16 protein-coding genes are annotated in these 18,895 nt (G+C 32.7%); 8 read left to right on the plus strand and 8 right to left on the minus strand.

Features of this window, described 5'->3' with window-relative positions:
* The first annotated feature begins 10 nt into the window (after positions 1 to 10).
* The 7 genes from FNB79_RS01325 (at position 11) to FNB79_RS01355 (ending at position 8,039) form a co-directional block, all read left to right on the plus strand.
* Complete coding sequence (locus tag FNB79_RS01325; protein ID WP_143379586.1) at positions 11 to 463, plus strand: tRNA (cytidine(34)-2'-O)-methyltransferase; 453 nt, start codon at positions 11 to 13, stop codon at positions 461 to 463.
* A gap of 76 nt (positions 464 to 539) precedes the next feature.
* The gene (locus tag FNB79_RS01330) at positions 540 to 2,063 is read left to right on the plus strand and encodes a carbon-nitrogen hydrolase family protein (RefSeq protein WP_143379587.1); all 1,524 of its coding nucleotides are present in this window, start codon (positions 540 to 542) and stop codon (positions 2,061 to 2,063) included.
* Between the two features lie 153 nt (positions 2,064 to 2,216).
* Positions 2,217 to 2,837: a TetR/AcrR family transcriptional regulator gene (locus tag FNB79_RS01335; RefSeq protein WP_143379588.1), complete on the plus strand. Its 621-nt coding sequence runs from the start codon at positions 2,217 to 2,219 to the stop codon at positions 2,835 to 2,837.
* Positions 2,827 to 4,143, plus strand: coding sequence for a TolC family protein (locus FNB79_RS01340; RefSeq protein WP_143379589.1), 1,317 nt, complete (start codon positions 2,827 to 2,829; stop codon positions 4,141 to 4,143). Before FNB79_RS01335 ends, FNB79_RS01340 begins: the two co-directional genes overlap by 11 nt.
* Before the next feature lie 14 nt (positions 4,144 to 4,157).
* Positions 4,158 to 5,246: an HlyD family secretion protein gene (locus tag FNB79_RS01345; RefSeq protein ID WP_143379590.1), complete on the plus strand. Its 1,089-nt coding sequence runs from the start codon at positions 4,158 to 4,160 to the stop codon at positions 5,244 to 5,246.
* Between the two features lie 3 nt (positions 5,247 to 5,249).
* Positions 5,250 to 6,839 carry an MDR family MFS transporter gene (locus FNB79_RS01350; RefSeq protein WP_143379591.1) on the plus strand — a complete coding sequence of 530 codons (1,590 nt, stop codon included), beginning with the start codon at positions 5,250 to 5,252 and terminating at the stop codon, positions 6,837 to 6,839.
* Positions 6,840 to 7,001: 162 nt separating this feature from the next.
* Positions 7,002 to 8,039, plus strand: a complete 1,038-nt coding sequence (locus FNB79_RS01355; RefSeq protein ID WP_143379592.1) for a DUF481 domain-containing protein — start codon at positions 7,002 to 7,004, stop codon at positions 8,037 to 8,039.
* A 49-nt stretch (positions 8,040 to 8,088) separates the two neighbouring features.
* On the opposite strand, the gene FNB79_RS01360 is transcribed toward FNB79_RS01355, so the two are convergent.
* Both FNB79_RS01360 and argS read right to left on the minus strand, forming a co-directional pair.
* Complete coding sequence (locus tag FNB79_RS01360; protein ID WP_143379593.1) at positions 8,089 to 8,814, minus strand: ion transporter; 726 nt, start codon at positions 8,812 to 8,814, stop codon at positions 8,089 to 8,091.
* A gap of 22 nt (positions 8,815 to 8,836) precedes the next feature.
* A complete protein-coding gene (gene argS, locus FNB79_RS01365; RefSeq protein WP_143379594.1) occupies positions 8,837 to 10,615 on the minus strand; it encodes an arginine--tRNA ligase in 1,779 nt (592 codons plus the stop codon).
* Positions 10,616 to 11,105: 490 nt separating this feature from the next.
* Here argS and FNB79_RS01370 point away from each other — a divergent pair, with 490 nt between their 5' ends.
* Positions 11,106 to 13,187: a tetratricopeptide repeat-containing sensor histidine kinase gene (locus tag FNB79_RS01370; RefSeq protein WP_143379595.1), complete on the plus strand. Its 2,082-nt coding sequence runs from the start codon at positions 11,106 to 11,108 to the stop codon at positions 13,185 to 13,187.
* Here FNB79_RS01370 and ctlX read toward each other — a convergent pair.
* From ctlX to FNB79_RS01400, 6 genes are all read right to left on the minus strand, one after another.
* Entirely contained in the window at positions 13,173 to 14,108 is a 936-nt protein-coding gene (ctlX, locus tag FNB79_RS01375) for a citrulline utilization hydrolase CtlX (protein ID WP_143379596.1), read from the minus strand. The two genes, FNB79_RS01370 and ctlX, sit on opposite strands and share 15 nt — an antisense overlap.
* A gap of 54 nt (positions 14,109 to 14,162) precedes the next feature.
* Positions 14,163 to 14,819 carry an HAD family hydrolase gene (locus tag FNB79_RS01380; protein ID WP_143379597.1) on the minus strand — a complete coding sequence of 219 codons (657 nt, stop codon included), beginning with the start codon at positions 14,817 to 14,819 and terminating at the stop codon, positions 14,163 to 14,165.
* Between the two features lie 2 nt (positions 14,820 to 14,821).
* The gene (locus FNB79_RS01385; RefSeq protein ID WP_143379598.1) at positions 14,822 to 15,502 is read right to left on the minus strand and encodes an SDR family NAD(P)-dependent oxidoreductase; all 681 of its coding nucleotides are present in this window, start codon (positions 15,500 to 15,502) and stop codon (positions 14,822 to 14,824) included.
* A 168-nt stretch (positions 15,503 to 15,670) separates the two neighbouring features.
* Entirely contained in the window at positions 15,671 to 17,293 is a 1,623-nt protein-coding gene (locus FNB79_RS01390; RefSeq protein WP_143379599.1) for a pyruvate dehydrogenase complex dihydrolipoamide acetyltransferase, read from the minus strand.
* Positions 17,294 to 17,296: 3 nt separating this feature from the next.
* A complete protein-coding gene (gene pdhA, locus FNB79_RS01395; protein ID WP_143379600.1) occupies positions 17,297 to 18,295 on the minus strand; it encodes a pyruvate dehydrogenase (acetyl-transferring) E1 component subunit alpha in 999 nt (332 codons plus the stop codon).
* An 88-nt stretch (positions 18,296 to 18,383) separates the two neighbouring features.
* Positions 18,384 to 18,866, minus strand: a complete 483-nt coding sequence (locus FNB79_RS01400; protein ID WP_143379601.1) for a cytidine deaminase — start codon at positions 18,864 to 18,866, stop codon at positions 18,384 to 18,386.
* Positions 18,867 to 18,895 lie beyond the last annotated feature (29 nt).

Consider the following 18,895-nt stretch of genomic DNA (forward strand, 5'->3'; position numbering starts at 1 on the left):
ACATATTACTATGCCTTTAAATATTGTTCTAATCGAACCTGAAATACCAAATAATACGGGTAATATTGGTCGGTTAAGTTTAGCTTCTGGCTCTAACTTGCATTTAGTAAAACCTTTTGGATTTGAAATAGACGATAAACGTTTAAAACGTGCTGGCTTAGATTATTGGCAACATTTAAACATAACCTATTATGAGTCTGCAGACGAATTCTTCAAAATAAACGCAGACAAAAAAATGGCTTTTTTATCGAGTCATGGCGAAAAATCGCATTGGGATATTGCCTTCGAAGACGATATGTTTCTCGTCTTCGGAAAAGAATCTGTAGGACTCCCGAAAGACCTTTTAGAAACACAGAAAAATGCGTTGTTTAAAATTCCGCTTTACAGCAAACATATTCGGAGTTTAAACCTTGCAAACGCCGTAAGTATTGTGATTTACGAAGGTTTAAAAAAACTACGATAGTACCTGAATTTAATTTAAAAAGCTGATTAATTAATTTGTACATTTCGCCCTTAAAATTCTAGAAAACAGTTGTGTTATGGAAGACATAGAAAACATTGAATTAGCGTATTTAAGTCTCGACGATTACCAAGAGCTTAAAGTTGCCATGATTGAATCTTACAGTAGTATGCCAGATTCATATTGGAGAGAACATCAAATTGAAACCTTAATAAAACAATTTCCAGAAGGGCAAGTTGTTATAAAAATAAATAATCAAATTGCTGGATGTGCACTTTCTATTATTGTAGATTATAGCAAGTTAGATGTTGCCCACACCTATAAAGATATTACAGGCGATTACACCTTTAATACACACAATAAAAATGGCGATGTTATTTATGGCGTAGAAGTATTTGTGAAACCAGAATTTAGAGGGTTACGTCTAGGCAGACGTTTATACGACTACAGAAAAGAACTATGCGAACGTCTTAATTTAAGAGGTTTAGCATTTGGTGGTCGCATTCCAAACTACCATAAATATTCTAGCGAGTTAACGCCTAAGCAGTATATAGATAAAGTAAAACGTAAAGAAATACACGACCCTGTTTTAAACTTTCAAATTTCTAACGACTTCCACCCTACTCGTGTTTTAAAAAACTATTTAGAAGGCGATGCTAATTCTGAAGATTATGCCGTTTTATTAGAATGGGATAATATTTATTACGAAAAGAAAGAAATTAAGGCTGCAACCACAAAAAAAGTAGTTCGACTAGGTTTAATACAATGGCAAATGCGTCCGTATAACGATTTAGATGAATTGATGCAACAAGCCGAATATTTTATAGATGCGGTGTCTGGCTACAGAAGTGATTTTGCATTGTTCCCTGAGTTTTTTAATGCACCATTAATGGCAGACGATAACCATTTATCTGAACCCGATGCGATTAGAAATTTAGCCGAACATACAGCTACAATTGTACAACGTTTTTCTAAACTTGCCATTTCCTATAATATCAATATTATAACGGGAAGTATGCCCGAAATAGCAGATAATAACAGATTATATAATGTTGGATATTTATGCCGAAGAGATGGAACTACAGAACGTTACGAAAAACTTCATGTGACACCAGATGAAGCTAAAGTTTGGGGTATGGAAGGCGGAAACAAATTACAAGCTTTCGATACAGACTGTGGTAAAATAGGCATTCTAATTTGTTACGATTCTGAATTCCCTGAACTAAGCCGTTTATTAGCAGACGAAGGCATGGACATTCTTTTTGTGCCCTTTTTAACCGATACCCAAAACGGGTATTCTCGCGTTAGACATTGTGCTCAAGCACGTGCTATAGAAAATGAATGTTATGTAGCCATAGCTGGTAGCGTAGGAAACCTTCCTAAAGTACATAACATGGATATACAATTTGCGCAATCTATGGTGTTTACACCCTGCGATTTTGCATTCCCAGCAAATGGTATTAAAGCTGAAGCTACACCAAATACCGAAATGATTTTAATTGCCGATGTAGATATAGATTTACTTAGAAACCTAAATCAATTTGGTAGTGTTAAAAACCTTAAAGATAGACGTAAAGATATTTTTGAATTGAGAAAAAAATAAAATTCGTAACCACATAAAATAAATACTCAAGCATCATATTGAATAAATATGATGCTTTTTTATGCAAAATTATTAGATAATTTTAACATTTAAACAAACGTTTAAATTAAACGTTTGTTTAAATTTGCCTTCATTTTATTTACGCTATTAGATATGACTTTTAACGATAAACAGATTAAAATTCTAGAAACCGCAGAGCGATTATTTGCAGAACACGGTTTTGATGGGACTAGTGTTAGGCATATTTCTAAAGATGCCGAAATTAATATAGCTATGATTTCGTATTATTTCGGATCTAAAGAAAAGTTACTAGAATCACTTTTATTATATAGAATCTCTGGGTTTGGACTAGAATTAGAAAACATAATAAAAGGAGATCTAAGTTATATTGAAAAAGTTGATGCCTTTGTAGACATGTTAGTAAAACGTATTCATAAAAACAGACGCATTCATAAAATTGTAAATTTTGAATATTCAAATCAGTTCCGCCAAATAAACTTTGAAGGCTATGAGCAGAATAAAAAAGAGAATTTTAATACCATAGCTAACTTTGTAAAAAACGGTCAAGAAGCAGGAGAATTCAATCCTAATATTAATGTACAAATGATTATACCAACTATACTCGGTACCTATTTTCATTTTTACTACAATAAACAATTTTACACTAGCCTATTAAATATTAATAGTAATTCAGATGTAGATCAATACGTAGAACACCAATTAATACCTCACATAAAACAAATTATAAAAGCGTTATTAACTTATGAAAAGTAATGTACTCATACTTTCAATGTTTAGCTTTTTGTGCCTAACTCAACTTAAAGCACAAGAGCAAAAACCACTATCCATTCAAGAAGCCGTTAGCCTGGTATTGCAACAAAGTGATGCAGCAAAACTAAACGACACAAAAGTAAACACTTCAGAACATGAAGTTCAAGTAGCTAAAAATTTACAATACCCTGATATTAGTATTGGTGGCCAATATAGATATTTAACGAATGTAGAATTTTCCTCCGATATCCAATCCGATGCTATTTCTGAACTCGCTCAAGGTTCTGAAATTCCAGATGTAAATGAGTTTAAAATAGGATATCTAGATATTAGTATGCCTTTATTTGCTGGTTTTAAAATTAAAAACACTATCGAAGCCAGTAAAAATGCTCATACTGCAACATCATATATGGCCAAAAACAATAAGGAAAAATTAGCTTTAGAAACTATCCATTTATATCTCAATTTATATAAAGCCGAGCAATCTATTGCCTTATTTGAAGAAAATCTTATTAGTGCGCAACAACGGGTAACAGATTTTAAAAACATGGAAGAAAATGGGCTTTTAGCTAGAAACGACTTATTAAAAGCACAACTTCAAGAGTCTCAGGTAAAAATATCTTTAGAAGAAGCTAAAAAAAATAAATCCATATTAAATTACCGACTAGTCACACTGCTTAAACTACCTCAAGGTACTAGCCTAAAAACCATTTCTGAACAATTTGGTATTACACCAGAAACTTTAGATGCAGATTCTATTTACCGTAGCGATTTAGAAGCTTTAAAATACCAAGAGCTAGCAACAGAAAACCAAATTAAAATAGCTAAAAGTAATTATTACCCTTCTATTGGACTAGTAGGTGGATATTTGGCATTAGATATGCCCAACGCGTTTACACTAACAAATGCCATAAATATTGGAGTTGGTATTTCTTATGACTTGTCTGATATTTTTAAAAATAAAAGCGAAGTTGAAATCGCAAAAAGCAAAGCAGAAGAATTACATTATAAAATAGATCAAACAACAGATCAAATTAAAGTTGAAGTTGAAAATGCCTTGCAAAATTATCAATTGGCCAACAAAAAACTTGAACTGTATGCCCAATCCGAAATACAAGCTATAGAAAATTACCGCATAGTTAAAGACAAATTTGAAAACGGACTAGCAGATACTAACGATACACTTGAGGCCGACTTGGAGCAACTTCAAGCAAAAATAAATCTTGCTTTTGCTAAAGCAGATATTTCACAAAAATATTATGAACTTTTAACCGCTCAGGGACAACTAACAACACTAATAAACAACTAGTAACAAAAAATAAAATGGAACAAGAACAAAAACAAAAGACAAATAAAAAATTCGCACTTATCGTTTCCGTAATACTTGTTATAGGAATTATATATGGTGGGTATAAATTTATGCACTCTCTAGCACATGAGGAAACAGATGATGCCCAATTAGAAGCGAATATGACACCTATTATCCCTCATGTTTCTGGATATATAGATAAAGTTTTAGTATCAGACAACGACATTGTAAAAAAAGGAGACACCTTATTAATTATAGATAATACCGATTATTTAATTCAGTTAAAACAAGCAGAAGCTAACGTCACTGCCGCACAAAGTGGTCTAGCTGTTTCTGAAGCCAGTATTGGTTCTTACGCTGCGAACTCTAATGCTGCAAATGCGCAAGCTAACTCTGCTTCGCTTACTATTGAAACCGCTAAAATAAAGTTATGGCGTGCTCAAAATGATTTTAAACGTTACGAGAATTTATTCAAAAATCATTCCATTACAGAGCAACAATACGAACAAGCGTTAGCGGCTAAACAAGAGGCAGAAAAACAACTAGAAATTTTACAAACGCAACAAAAAGCACGAGCAAGCCAAAGTAATGCAGCTTCTCACCAAACTACAATTTCAAAAAAACAAGTTACTGTTGCAGAAGCTCAAATAAAATTAGCTGAAGCTCAATTAAGTGCTGCTGTCCAAAATTTAAATTACACATATGTTACTGCGCCTATAGATGGTCAATTGGCGAGTGTAAAAGTACAATCAGGTCAATTTGTACAACCTGGTCAATCTTTATTTTATCTCGTCAATACCAAAGACAAGTGGGTCGTTGCAAACTTTAAAGAAACCCAATTAGAAAAAATGACAGTGGGACAAAAAGTAAGCATTACTGTAGATGCTTATCCGGATTTCGAATTTGAAGGAATAGTCTCTAACTTTTCTCCGGCCACCGGTTCTAAATTTTCTTTACTTCCGCCAGATAACGCAACAGGTAACTTTGTAAAAACGGTACAACGGTTACCTGTTAAAATTGATTTTACAAAAAATAATGATGCCGAACAATTTAAAAAACTGCGCTCAGGCATGAATGTTTATGTAGACGTGCACTTAGATTAAATTATGCAAGAACAACAACTAGAAGACGAAGACAGCTTAGTTGAATACGGTTTTAGAAGAGTAATTATAACCATAACTGCAGTGTTATGTGCGCTTTTAGAAATTGTAGATACAACTATTGTAAATGTAGCCCTCAATGACATGAAAGGTAGTCTTGGAGCCACTTTAACAGATGTAGCATGGGTAATAACAGCCTATGCCATTGCAAATGTTATTGTAATCCCCATGACTAGTTGGCTGTCAAAACAATTTGGAAGACGAAATTATTTTGCCACATCTATAATTATTTTTACTGTATCATCTTTTTTATGTGGTAACGCAACAAATATTTGGGAACTTGTTGCTTTTAGATTTATACAAGGTCTTGGTGGTGGTGCATTATTAGTAACTGCCCAAACCATTATTACAGAAAGTTACCCAATGGCCAAGCGTGGTATGGCTCAGGCCATTTATGGAATGGGAGTTATTGTTGGCCCTACTTTAGGCCCGCCTCTTGGAGGTTATATTGTAGATAATTATTCTTGGCCTTATATTTTTTACATCAATATACCTTTAGGAATTATAGCTACATTTTTAACAATTATGTATGTTAGAAGCCCTAAATACGGAGAAAAATTAAAAGCAAGTCAGGTAGATTGGTGGGGCATAGTTTTATTGGCTACGTTTATAGGTTCTCTACAATTTGTATTAGAACATGGCCAACAAGACGATTGGTTTGATAATTCCTTAATTTTAACTTTAAGTATTACATCATTTTTTGGATTAATTCTTTTTATATGGAGAGAATTAGTTTACGAGAATCCTATTGTTAACCTAAGAGTATTAAGAGATAGTAACCTGAGAGTTGGTACTATTATGACATTTATTTTGGGATTTGGTCTATATGGCTCAACATTTATTATTCCTATTTATACACAATCAGTATTAGGTTTTACGGCCACAGATGCTGGGTTATTATTAATACCAAGCTCTATAACTACGGGGATTATGATGCCAATAATAGGAAAATTAATTCAAAAAGGAGTGCCTCAAAAATACTTAGTTACAGCAGGTTTTTCTATTTTCTTTATTTATAGTGTCTGGATGTATTTAGAAATGACTCCTGATACAGGTGTAGAACATTTCTTTTGGCCACTAGTGGTTAGAGGGATTGGTCTAGGTCTTTTATTTGTACCCATAACTACACTTTCTCTTTCTACACTAACAGGAAAAGATATTGGGGATGGTGCTGCATTTACAGGAATGACAAGACAATTAGGAGGCTCATTTGGAATTGCTATTATTACAACCATGATATCGCGTTGGGGCCAACAACATCGTGTAGATTTAATTCCAAATTTAGATCCAACAAAATTTAATGTCCAACAACGTATACAAAGTTTACAACACATGTTTATGGGTAAAGGGTTTTCTGTAAACGAATCGCTAAATAAAGCTTATGAATTATTAGACCTCTCTGTCACAAAACAAGCTGTAGTACTTTCTTATATGGATATATTTTTATACCTGGGTATTTTATTCTTACTATGCGTCCCTTTTGTATTACTTATTAAAAAAGGTGCTGGAAAAGTTGATATGAGCGCAGTACATTAATAAAATTATCACATCTATTTTAAGCCCCATTGTCTTTCGCATATCTGATTAGATGATGGGGCTTCTTATTATTTTTTTGATAAAGTTTATTATCTTCGTTAGGTATTAATCATTTTTTAGGCTAAAAATCAATAACTAAACCAACCAATTATGTTAAAACACATGAAGTCACCAACATGGTATAATTTTATATTTTGCCTCTTTCTAGTTGTCTTCTCCAGCACGCAACTAACCGCTCAAAACGACACTTTAATTCTTAAAAATAAGGATAAACTTATTGGAGACATTAAAGAAATGAACAAAGGTGTCCTTACTATGGAAACCGATTATAGTGATAGTGATTTTCAAATTAAATGGAAAGATGTAATCTATGTAAGCAGTCAGCAAACCTATTTAATGTCTTTATCTAACGGAAGACGTGTTAATAGCAAACTTCAAACTAAGGTTGGAGACTCTAACATGATTAGCTTAAAACAAGGCGATGAAATTATAGAAACCGAAATCTCAAACGTAGTATATATAAAAGCTATAGAAAACAGTTTTATTTCCCGCTTAGATGCGAGCTTATCTGTTGGTTTTAACTTTGCAAAAACAAATAACTTAACCCAATTTTCTATACTAAGTAATTTAGGCTATACAGCAGATAAATGGGGATTTACTGCAGGATTTAACTCTGTAAGAAGTAACCAAGACGATGTAGATGAAACAAAACGTACCGATGCAAATATTGGTGCTAAATACTTTATGCGGCACGATTGGTTTGCTTTGGTAAACGCAACCTTCCTTTCTAACGACGAGCAATTATTGAAACTTAGATCTTCAACCCAAGGTGGTGTGGGTAAATATATTATTCACTCTAACCGTGTGTATTTTGCAACTGGAACAGGATTAGCTTGGACTAATGAAAATTATACAGATCCTACTATTGATACTAAAAATAGTTTAGAAGCCTTTTTATCTTTAGAATTAAACATGTTTGATTTTGACGACATCAGTCTATATTCAAATTTTGTAGTGTATCCTAGTTTAACCGAAAGTGATCGTGTTAGAACAGATTTAAACTTAAACCTAAAATATGATTTACCTTTAGACTTCTTTGTTCAAGTAGGTTTAACTCACAACTACGATAGCAAACCTGTAGAAGGAGCTTCAGACACCGATTATGTGTTTCAAACAACCTTAGGTTGGGAACTAGATTAAATTATTTACAGATATTAAAATGCCTTGGTCTAATTTCAATACAATTTAACTACTCAAGTTGTGAATCATCTCTTTCTTCAATTTCTCGAGCTTTTGATAAAGAGGTCGCTACTAATCCGGCAGGAATAGTAACAATCCCTACACCAATAATAAGAATACAAAATGTAAAGATTTTTCCACCAGTAGTAATCGGATAAACATCGCCATATCCTACAGTTGTTAAGGTTACAACAGCCCACCATGCACTGTGAAAAATAGATGCAAATACTTCAGGTTGCGCTTCATTCTCAAAATAATAAATACCAGCAGAAGCTAAAAACATAAATATAGCTGTAACAATTAAAAATAAGATAATTTCTTCTCTTACTAATTTTGCAGCTAAATGAAAACGGTGTAAAGCCTTATTGTATCTAATAAGTTTTAAGGCTCTAAAGATTCTGAATACACGAAACACTCGTAAGGCTCTAAAATCTAAGGTTCCTTTTAAATAAAAAGGTAAAATGGCCATTAAATCTATAACGCCGTAGAAACTAAATATATACTTTAAAGGTTTTTCTGCTACATACACTCGAATAATATATTCTAAAGAAAATATTATTACGCAAAATGTTTCAAAAACATCTAAATAAAATTTAGTTTCATTTGTAATATCAGGGAGTGTTTCTACAGAAAAAGCAACTAAAGAAAGTAAAATTAAAGCCTGAATAATGTAATCGAATAATTTTCCATTTTTAGTGGTATTATCTTCTACTAAAAGCCTTAATTTTTCTTTCATTTTTCTTATGTATAAAGGTTACTTACATGCGTTCTGGCACATTTATACCCAATAAACTAAATGCATTTTTTATAGTAGTAGCAACGGCCTGAGACAATTGCACTCTAAATATTTTTTCGTCTAAATTATCTGCACCCAAAATAGATACGTTTTGATAGAACGAATTAAATTCTTTAACCAAATCGTAAGTATAGTTTGCAATAATAGCAGGGCTAAATTGAGCTGCTGCTAACTGAATGGTTTCTGGGAATAACTGCAATTGCTTTAATAACGATTTTTCTTTTTCATGTAAATCTATTTTTGGTGTATTTACAGTATAATCAAAATCTGCCTTTCTAATAATAGATTGTATTCTAGCATAGGTATACTGAATAAATGGTCCAGTATTTCCTTGAAAATCTATCGATTCTTTAGGGTCGAACAAAATACGCTTTTTAGGATCGACTTTTAAGATGTAATATTTTAAAGCCCCTAAACCGATTGTACTATATAATTGGTCTTTTTCGTCTTGCGTATAACCATCTAATTTCCCTAATTCTTCTGAAATTTCTCCTGCAGTCTCAGCCATTTCAGAAATTAAATCGTCGGCATCTACAACAGTTCCCTCTCTACTCTTCATTTTTCCGCTAGGTAAATCTACCATTCCGTAACTTAAATGAAATAGATGTTCTGCCCAATCAAAACCAAGCTTTTTAAGAATTAAAAACAATACTTTAAAGTGATAGTCTTGCTCGTTACCTACCGTGTAAACTAGACCTCCAACATCTTCATAATCTTTTATACGTTGTATGGCTGTACCAATATCTTGAGTTATATAAACTGCTGTCCCATCAGATCTTAGTACAATTTTTTCGTCTAACCCTTCATCAGTTAAATCGCACCAAACTGAACCATCTTCTTTTTTAAAAAATACTCCAGATTTTAAACCTTCGGCAACAAACTCTTTTCCTAATAAATAGGTATTACTTTCATAATAATAACAATCAAAATCTACACCTAAATCATTATATGTTACTTCAAATCCGTCGTAAACCCATTGATTCATGGTTTTCCAAAGCGATACTACAGCCTCATCTCCTGCTTCCCACTTTAATAACATATCTTGAGCTTCTAAAAGAATTGGGGCTTGTTTTTTAGCTTCGTCTTCAGACAGACCATCCGCTTTTAAAGCTTCAATTTCTTTTTTATATTCTTGATCAAATTTTACATAATAATTCCCTACAAGTTTATCTCCTTTTAAGCGTGTACTTTCAGGAGTTTCTCCTTTACCAAAACGTTTCCAGGCTAACATACTTTTACAGATATGAATACCACGATCGTTTATAATTTGTGTTTTATATACTTTTTTACCAGAAGCCTTTAAAATTTCTGCAACACTATATCCTAATAAGTTATTTCTAATATGTCCTAAGTGTAAAGGTTTATTAGTGTTTGGTGAAGAGTACTCAACCATAACTGCTTTATCTTTTGCATCTGGAAGTTTATATCCAAAACGAGCCTCTGTTTTAATGGTGTTAAACCAGTTCAGATAATAGGAATCTGCTATTACAATATTTAAAAACCCTTTTACAACATTATAACCAGTAACATCTTCTACTTTATTTAGTAAATATTCTCCTATAGCTTCACCTATTTGCACAGGATTACCTTTTACTACGCGTAACATAGGAAAAACAACCACAGTAATGTCTCCTTCAAACTCTTTACGAGTAGATTGAAATTCTACAGATTCTAATTCTGCATTATAAATAGATGCGACGGCTTGCTTTACATGTTGCGACAAAGACTCTTGTATACTCATTATAATTGATTTAATTAAGAGCGCAAAGATACTATTTTTATCATATTAATAAGAAGGTTTGCATGAGGTATACATTAATTTGCGTACATCTAAATATTATATATTTATTATTTATTCTTTCCCCTATCAAGACCAATATTCTTTAATTAAAACCTAGTAAAATAAAAGCTTATTATAGAACTTATATATCTTTTATAAATTTTGGGCGTTTTTAAAAAATGACATTATTTCTATGATTTTGACCGTTAATCGAGAGCTTTAAAACAGGCAAACATGTCCGTTAACATTTCAACTAATAAATTGGCATTAAACCGCTTAAATTATATTTATAATACACATTTTATAACTTTGAAAAATATTATGCTATTATTTTAACAAATCTTCTTTGTGAGGGAGAAGATTTAACTAACAAATCTTAATTACTTACGCTTAGTTATATGGAGCAAATTTTAAAATTTGCTCCATATAACTAAGGTATGTCTGTGCCTGTATGAAAAAGATAATTTATTTAATTATTCTTTTATCTGTATGTTTTGGTTATTCACAAACCAAAAATATAGATAGTTTAACTGTGGCTTTGGCTTTTCAGAAAACTGAAACTTCTAAAATAAAAACATCTATTGAACTTGTTGAAGAATTATACAACCATACAGATTATAACCTAGCATTAAAGTATGTTTTAGAAGCAGACAAATTAGCTACGAAATTAAACTACATTGAGGGATTAAGCCGTATTTCGTATTTAAAAGCATTAATCTATAATAAAAAAGAAGATTATGTAAATGCTATAAATAATTTCTCCGAAGCTAAAACTTTGTATAGTAATTTAAAAGATTCGTTAGCTATTGCTAGAATAAACAACCAAGTAGGGTTAATAGAGATATCTAGAGGTAATTACAAACAAGGAATTGAATATATATTGTCTTCTATTGATGAATTTGAACAAAGGCATCTGGAAAAAGAACTTAAAGACGCCTATAAAGGATTAGCTACAGCATATCTTAACAACGGAAAATTTAATAAAGCTATAGAGTTTAATTTAAAACGCTTAGAAATTGAAGAAGTAAACGGCAACAAAAATGCTATAATTGAAGTTATTAAAAATTTAGCATCCTTATATTCTGATAAAAAAGAACATAGAAAAGCTATAGAATATTATGAACGTATTTTAATGTTAGACCATAGCAATAATGACTCTATTAGAGCTGATATTTTACCAAAATTAGGGTACGAATATTTACAATTTAGAGATTATGATAAAGCTGGAATTTACCTCTCAGAAAGTATAAATTTAAACCGAAAAACAGAAAGTAGCCTAGGTTTAATTGAAACCTTAAATAATTGTGGAGAATTAAATTATAAACGGGGTAAAGTTAGTCTTGCTGAACATAGACTGAATGAAGCATATACACTTCTAAAAAGCACACCAAACAAAACTGAAGAACTAAAAAATTACGCCCTTTTAAAAACTGTAGATTCTATACAGCACCAGTACCAACGTGCATTTATGTGGCAAGGAAAATACTATGCTTTGAAAGATAGTTTAAACCGTATTGAAGCTGCGAAAACATCTAAATTAAACACATATCAAGGTATAGGCAACCTGCAACAACAATCTCAATTTAACCCTAACGCTACTGCCTCTACAGATCAGCCTTTAATAGGCGATAACAAGAAAAAATTTGATAGACTACAAATTATCACCTATGCGCTATTAGCAGCTTTTGTAATAGTCTCTACTTTTTTAGTACTTATTTATTTAAACCGAGATAGACGTATTAAATATACGCTTGACCTTGAAGCAAAAAACAAAAAAATAGAAATCCAGAATAAGGCCATTCTAGAACAATCTGCTCATCTAGAAAACATTAATCATATTAAAGACCGCTTATTTTCAATCGTATCTCACGATTTAAAAGATTCTTTAACCTCTATTAATGGTTTTATCGATTTATTAAAAGACGGTTCTTTAACCCGACAAGAATTTGATAGACTAATACCGGAATTAAGTGAAAATGCTAATAACGCATCTTTATTATTATTTAACCTCTTAAACTGGTCTAAATCACAAATGGAATCGTTAGAACCTAATGCCACATTATTTGATATTAGAGAAGTAGTTTTAGATAAAATTAAGCTAATTGAACATAAACTTGCAGATAAACAAATTGAATTGGTAGACAACACTTTACGTGATTTTGTATATGCAGACTACAGTATGGTGGAGATTGTTATACAAAACTTACTAACCAACGCTGTAAAATTCACTAAAGCAGGAGATACAATTACTATTTCAAATCAAATCAATAATGGTAAATCCATAATTAGTATTGAAGATACAGGTATAGGTATAACTCAAAATAATTTAAGCAAGCTCTTTAAAAGTAATACATTTTCTACTAAAGGAACTAAAAATGAAAAAGGCACTGGTCTAGGACTCTCCATCTGTAAAGAGTTAGTAGATCTAAACCATGGTAAAATTTGGGTAGAGAGTATTGTTAATTCCGGATCTACATTTTTTGTAGAATTACCTAAATCTAAACAAAAAAAACCGGAACTACAAGTAGGGTAAAAAGACCTCTGCCATCATACATCTAGCGCTACCACCTCCGCATGCCTCTATAGTATCTAAAGAACTATGTACAATTTTACAATGTTTTGTTATGGCACTAATTTGTTGCGTTGTTAAAGATTGATAAGCAGAGCTACTCATAACAAGAAATAACTCGTTATTGGCCCCTCTTACTTGAAGCATATTTCCAGCAAAATGTTGCACTTGAGTTTCTGTGATAGCAATGACTTCCTTATTACTCTCTTTTAAATGTTGAAGCACTTGTTTGCGCTCTTTTTTATCGTCTATAGATTCTAAGCAAATCACGGCAAAAGTTTCTGCCAAACACATCATAACATTAGTATGATATATTGGTTTTCGTTTTCCATCAACAGATTGATAAGCTGTAAAAACTATAGGAAAGTAATTAAAATCTTCACAAAATTCTATACATAAATCTTCGTCTGCTCTAGGCGAAAGCGCACAATAAGCTTTTCCATGAACACGGTCTAGCAATAAACTCCCTGTTCCTTCTAAAAATATTCCCTCATCTTCTGCACTAGTGTAATCCATAACATCATGAATTACAAAGCCTTCATCCTCTAAAACATCTAAAATATCTTCACGACGTTCAAAACGTCTATTCTCTGCAAACATAGGGTATAAACCTACTGTTCCTTTTTCATGAAAAGAAATCCAATTATTAGGAAATATAGCATCTGGAGTATCATACGTCTTTGTATCATTTATTACAATAACATGTAAACCTATGCCTCGTAATTTTTCTACAAATACATCAAATTCATGTTGTGCTCTTGCATTTACTGTTTCAGGCAACACACCTTTCATAGCGTGTTGATAATAATTATTAACAGCTGTTTGCTCATTCATCCTAAAATTTATTGGACGAACCATTAGTATAGTATTTGTAGTATGTTGCATGTTAAGGGAAAATTTCGGGTAAAATTAATCTTTTTTAATTTATAAAAACAGCTTTTACTTGGCTTCCTGAATTAAAGAAATTAACTGATTCATCGCTTCAAATTCTAAAGTAGCATTACCTTTCAATTGATCATGAATATCGTGTGCAGTAAATCCAAAAACGTCAAATCCACCAGCTTTAGCAGCTGTAACTCCAGAATAACTATCTTCTATAACTACACATTCATTAGGTAAAAAACCCATTGTCTCTGCAGCCCATAAAAATACGGCTGGATCTGGTTTCCATTTTTGAATAGTATAACAGCTAAATAAATGACCTTCAAAATATTCTAATAAGCCTGTTAATTCTAAATTCAATCGCATTTTAGATTCTAACCCACTAGAAGCTACACAAAACGGAATATTAAGACGATGTAATTCTTCCACCACTTCTTTTACTCCTGCTATGGGCTTAATTTGAGATTTAAATGCATCTACACTTAATCGTCTATATTCTGCTTCAAAATCATCTGGTATAGGTGATGTAACTATAGCTTTAATCTTATCGAGACACATTTCCATAGAGCACCCTTTAAATAATTTAAGAGCTGCATTTAAATCTAAATTAGCACCATATTGATTAGCCATATCTGCTAATATACCATTGCTTATGGCTTCGCTATCTACAAGTACGCCATCGCAATCAAAAATCACACATTTATATTTACTCATAATTAAGGTGTTGTAGATGAAACTTGTAGAACTTTACCATTATAAAACGTCGCTCCTGTGAGAGCAAAATTAAAAATATATTGTGCCATATCATCAGCCGTAATTGGAGCTTTATATCCAGGGAAAGCTTCTTCTAACATTTCTGTTTGCACAGCTCCTAAGGCCAAAACATTAAAGGCTATTCCGCTATCTTTATATTCTTCTGCTAATAATTCTGATAACGTAATTACAGCACCTTTACTAGAACTATACGCTGCTAAACCAGGAAATTTCATACTGCCCTGAATACCGCCCATAGAACTAACTGTTACCATGTGACTTCCCTTTTTCATATAAGGTAATAGTGTTCGGGTTAGTTCTGCTACTCCAAAAACGTTTGTAGTATATACATCTTGAAAATCTGTTGGTGTTAACTCCAAAAACGGTTTATTAATTAAAACCCCAGCATTATGTATTAATATATCTACTTGTTTCCAATTTGCATTGACATAAGTTTTTACGTTTTTAAAATCTGATGCTTCACCCAAATTAAAACAAAAAGCTTCTACATTCTTTAAGTTTAAGTTTGTAACTGGTTTATTATTCCGAGACAAAGCGAGTACCTGATGTCCAGCTTTTGCAAAATATTTTACTAGTTCTAAACCTATCCCTCTACTTGTACCTGTAATTATAACATTTTTCATACAGTAATAATCTATTTTTATTGTATTACATTTAGTAACAAAGATACTTGCCTATTATGAATAGACATAGTATTTCTAATGACTTTATTAAATAGCTTAACAATTTTACACATAAAAAAAGCCATCAAAAAATGATGGCTTTTCTTTTAATATATCTTAATCTCCAGATTATAATAACATTGAGATTGGATTTTCAATAAATCCTTTTAATGTTTGTAGGAATTGAGCTCCCGTAGCACCATCTACTGTTCTATGATCTGCTGCTAAACAAAGTTTCATAGTATTTCCTACTACGATAGCTCCATCTTTAACAACTGGTTTTTGAACAATAGCACCAACTGAAAGGATTGCTGAATTAGGTTGATTGATAATAGAAGTAAAACTATCTATACCAAACATTCCTAAATTAGAGATAGTAAAAGTACTACCTTCCATTTCTGCAAGCGATAATTTTTTTGTTTTAGCTTTAATTGCAAAATCTTTTACAGCTGCACCAATTTGAGTTAATTTTTGCTCGTCTGCAAATTTAACAACAGGAACAACAAGACCATCTTCTACAGCAACCGCTACACCAATGTGTACATGGTGATTTAATTTCATTTTATCGTCAAACCATTGAGAATTTACTTGAGGGTGTTGCTTTAATGCCATTGCAGTAGCTTTAACCACGATATCGTTAAATGAAATTTTAGTGTCAGGAACTGCATTTACTTCCTTACGGAATGCAATTGCATTGTCCATATCAAACTCAACATTAAGGTAGTAATGAGGTGCTGTAAATTTAGATTTCGCTAAATTTTTAGCAATAGCTTTACGCATGTTAGAGTTTTTAATTTCTTCAAAACTCTCCTCTCCTACAGACATTGCACTTGAACTAACACTTGCAGCAGATGCAGCAGCGGCAGGTACAAAGTTCTCTACATCGCGTTTAATAATACGACCACCTTCACCAGTTCCTGGAATGTCTGCAATATTAAATCCTTTTTCTTCTGCTATTTTTTTAGCTAAAGGCGATACAAATAAGCGTCCACCATCCTTAGAAACTTTTGGTGTTTCTGCAGGAGCAGCAGCTTTTGGTGCTGGAGCGGCTTTTGGTGTTTCTGCCTTTGGTGCAGCAGCTTTAGGAGCTTCTGCTTTAGCAGGAGCTGCCGCAGTAGCAGAACCAAAATTACTTGCGACTCCTGACACATCTGTTCCTTCAGGACCAATAATAGCTAATAAAGAATCTACTTTAGCAGATTCGCCTTCTTGTAATCCAATATATAATAAGGTACCTGCATTAAAAGATTCGAATTCCATTGTAGCTTTATCCGTTTCAATTTCTGCAAGGATATCTCCTTCTTCTACATTATCACCTACTTTTTTCAACCATGTAGCAACAGTACCTTCTTCCATAGTATCACTTAAACGTGGCATAGTAACAACTACAACACCTTCTGGTACTTCTGCACTTGCAGCAGGAGCAGATGTTTCTTCAGCTTGTGCTTCAGGAGCAGCCTCTTCAGATGCTGCTGGAGCAGTGCCTCCACTAGTTAGTGCAGAGATATCTTCGCCCTCTTCACCAATAATAGCTAATAATTCATCTACTTTTGTAGTTTCACCTTCTTGGACACCAATATAAAGTAAGGTTCCTTCATGGAAGGATTCAAACTCCATAGTTGCTTTATCTGTTTCAATTTCTGCAAGGATATCTCCTTCAGATACTTTATCTCCAACTTTTTTTAACCACGTAGCAACAGTACCTTCTTCCATGGTATCGCTTAAACGTGGCATATTAATAATCTCAGCCATAGCTTATATTTTATGTTGTAAAAATGGATAATCTTCTTGTTCGTAAACAACATCGTACATAACGCTCTTATCTGGATATGGAGACTCATCTGCAAATTTCTCACATTCAGACACACGTTCTTTTACGCTCTTGTCAATAGCTTTTAAATCTGCTTCAGAAGCATATTTTTTATCAAGAATAATATTTTTAACTTGAGTAATAGGGTCTATTTTCTTGTATTCCTCTACTTCCTCTTTTGTACGATAATGTTGAGCATCACTCATAGAGTGTCCTCTATAACGATACGTTTTTAATTCTAAAAATGTTGGTCCTCCACCTTTACGAGCTCTTTGAATAGCTTCGTCAAATGCTTCAGCTACTTTAACTGGGTCCATTCCATCTACAGGAGCACATGGCATTTCGTAACCTAAACCTAATTTATAAATATCTTCGTGATTTGCGGTACGTTTCACAGAAGTACCCATTGCATAACCGTTATTTTCACATACAAAAACAACAGGTAAGTTCCATAACATAGCTAAATTAAATGATTCGTGAAGTGAACCTTGACGAGCAGCACCATCACCAAAACAACAAAGTGTTACGGCATCACTTCCATGGTATTTATCACCAAAAGCTATTCCAGCTCCTAAAGGAATTTGTCCACCAACTATACCATGTCCGCCATAAAAACGGTGTTCTTTAGAAAATATGTGCATAGAACCTCCTAAACCTTGAGATGTCCCTGTACCTTTCCCAAACAATTCCGCCATTACACGTTTAGGATCTACGCCCATACCTATTGGCTGTACGTGATTCCTGTATGCGGTTATCATTTTATCCTTAGACAAATCCATAGCATGTAAAGCACCTGCTAATACGGCCTCTTGACCATTGTATAAGTGTAGAAATCCTCTTACTTTTTGTTGAATGTATACGGCAGCAAGTTTATCTTCAAACTTTCTCCAAAACAACATGTCTTCATACCATTTAATGTATGTTTCCTTTGTGATTTTTTGCATGAGTTGCGCTATTTTAAAAACGAGAAACAAAAGTAACACTTTAGGCTTTAAACTAAAACCGAATCAAGTAAAAAAATGAATATTTTTTTTATATTATCGCCTTTTCAAAAACAAATGGCAATAAATTACTTAACGATTTAGAATGAATTACCTCTCCTGTCTCTCCCATAAAATAAATATTTATAGGCAAATCTTGTTTTACCTCATATTCTGAGATCGCTTGTCTGCATGCTCCACATGGTGGTACAGGTGTAGTTGTTTTATGTTTTGTAGATCCTGCAACCAGTGCCATTAAAACAATTTTAGCATCTGGATATTTAGCACCTGCATAATATATTGCTGTGCGTTCTGCGCACAACCCGGATGGATAACAAGCGTTCTCCTGGTTATTACCTGTAATTACTTCTCCATTGTCTAACAATATTGCCGCACCTACTAAAAATTCAGAATAAGGTGCATAGGCTTTTAAACGCGCGTCTGCAGCATACACCATAAGCTCTGAAACCTGTTTTGGCACTTCGTTTAAACCGTTATATACTTCAAATTCTGATTCTATTTTAATTATTTTCATTAACAAATATTCTTAAATTCTTATTTCTA

The sequence above is a fragment of the Formosa sediminum genome, assembly GCF_007197735.1.
Taxonomy (GTDB): domain Bacteria; phylum Bacteroidota; class Bacteroidia; order Flavobacteriales; family Flavobacteriaceae; genus Formosa; species Formosa sediminum.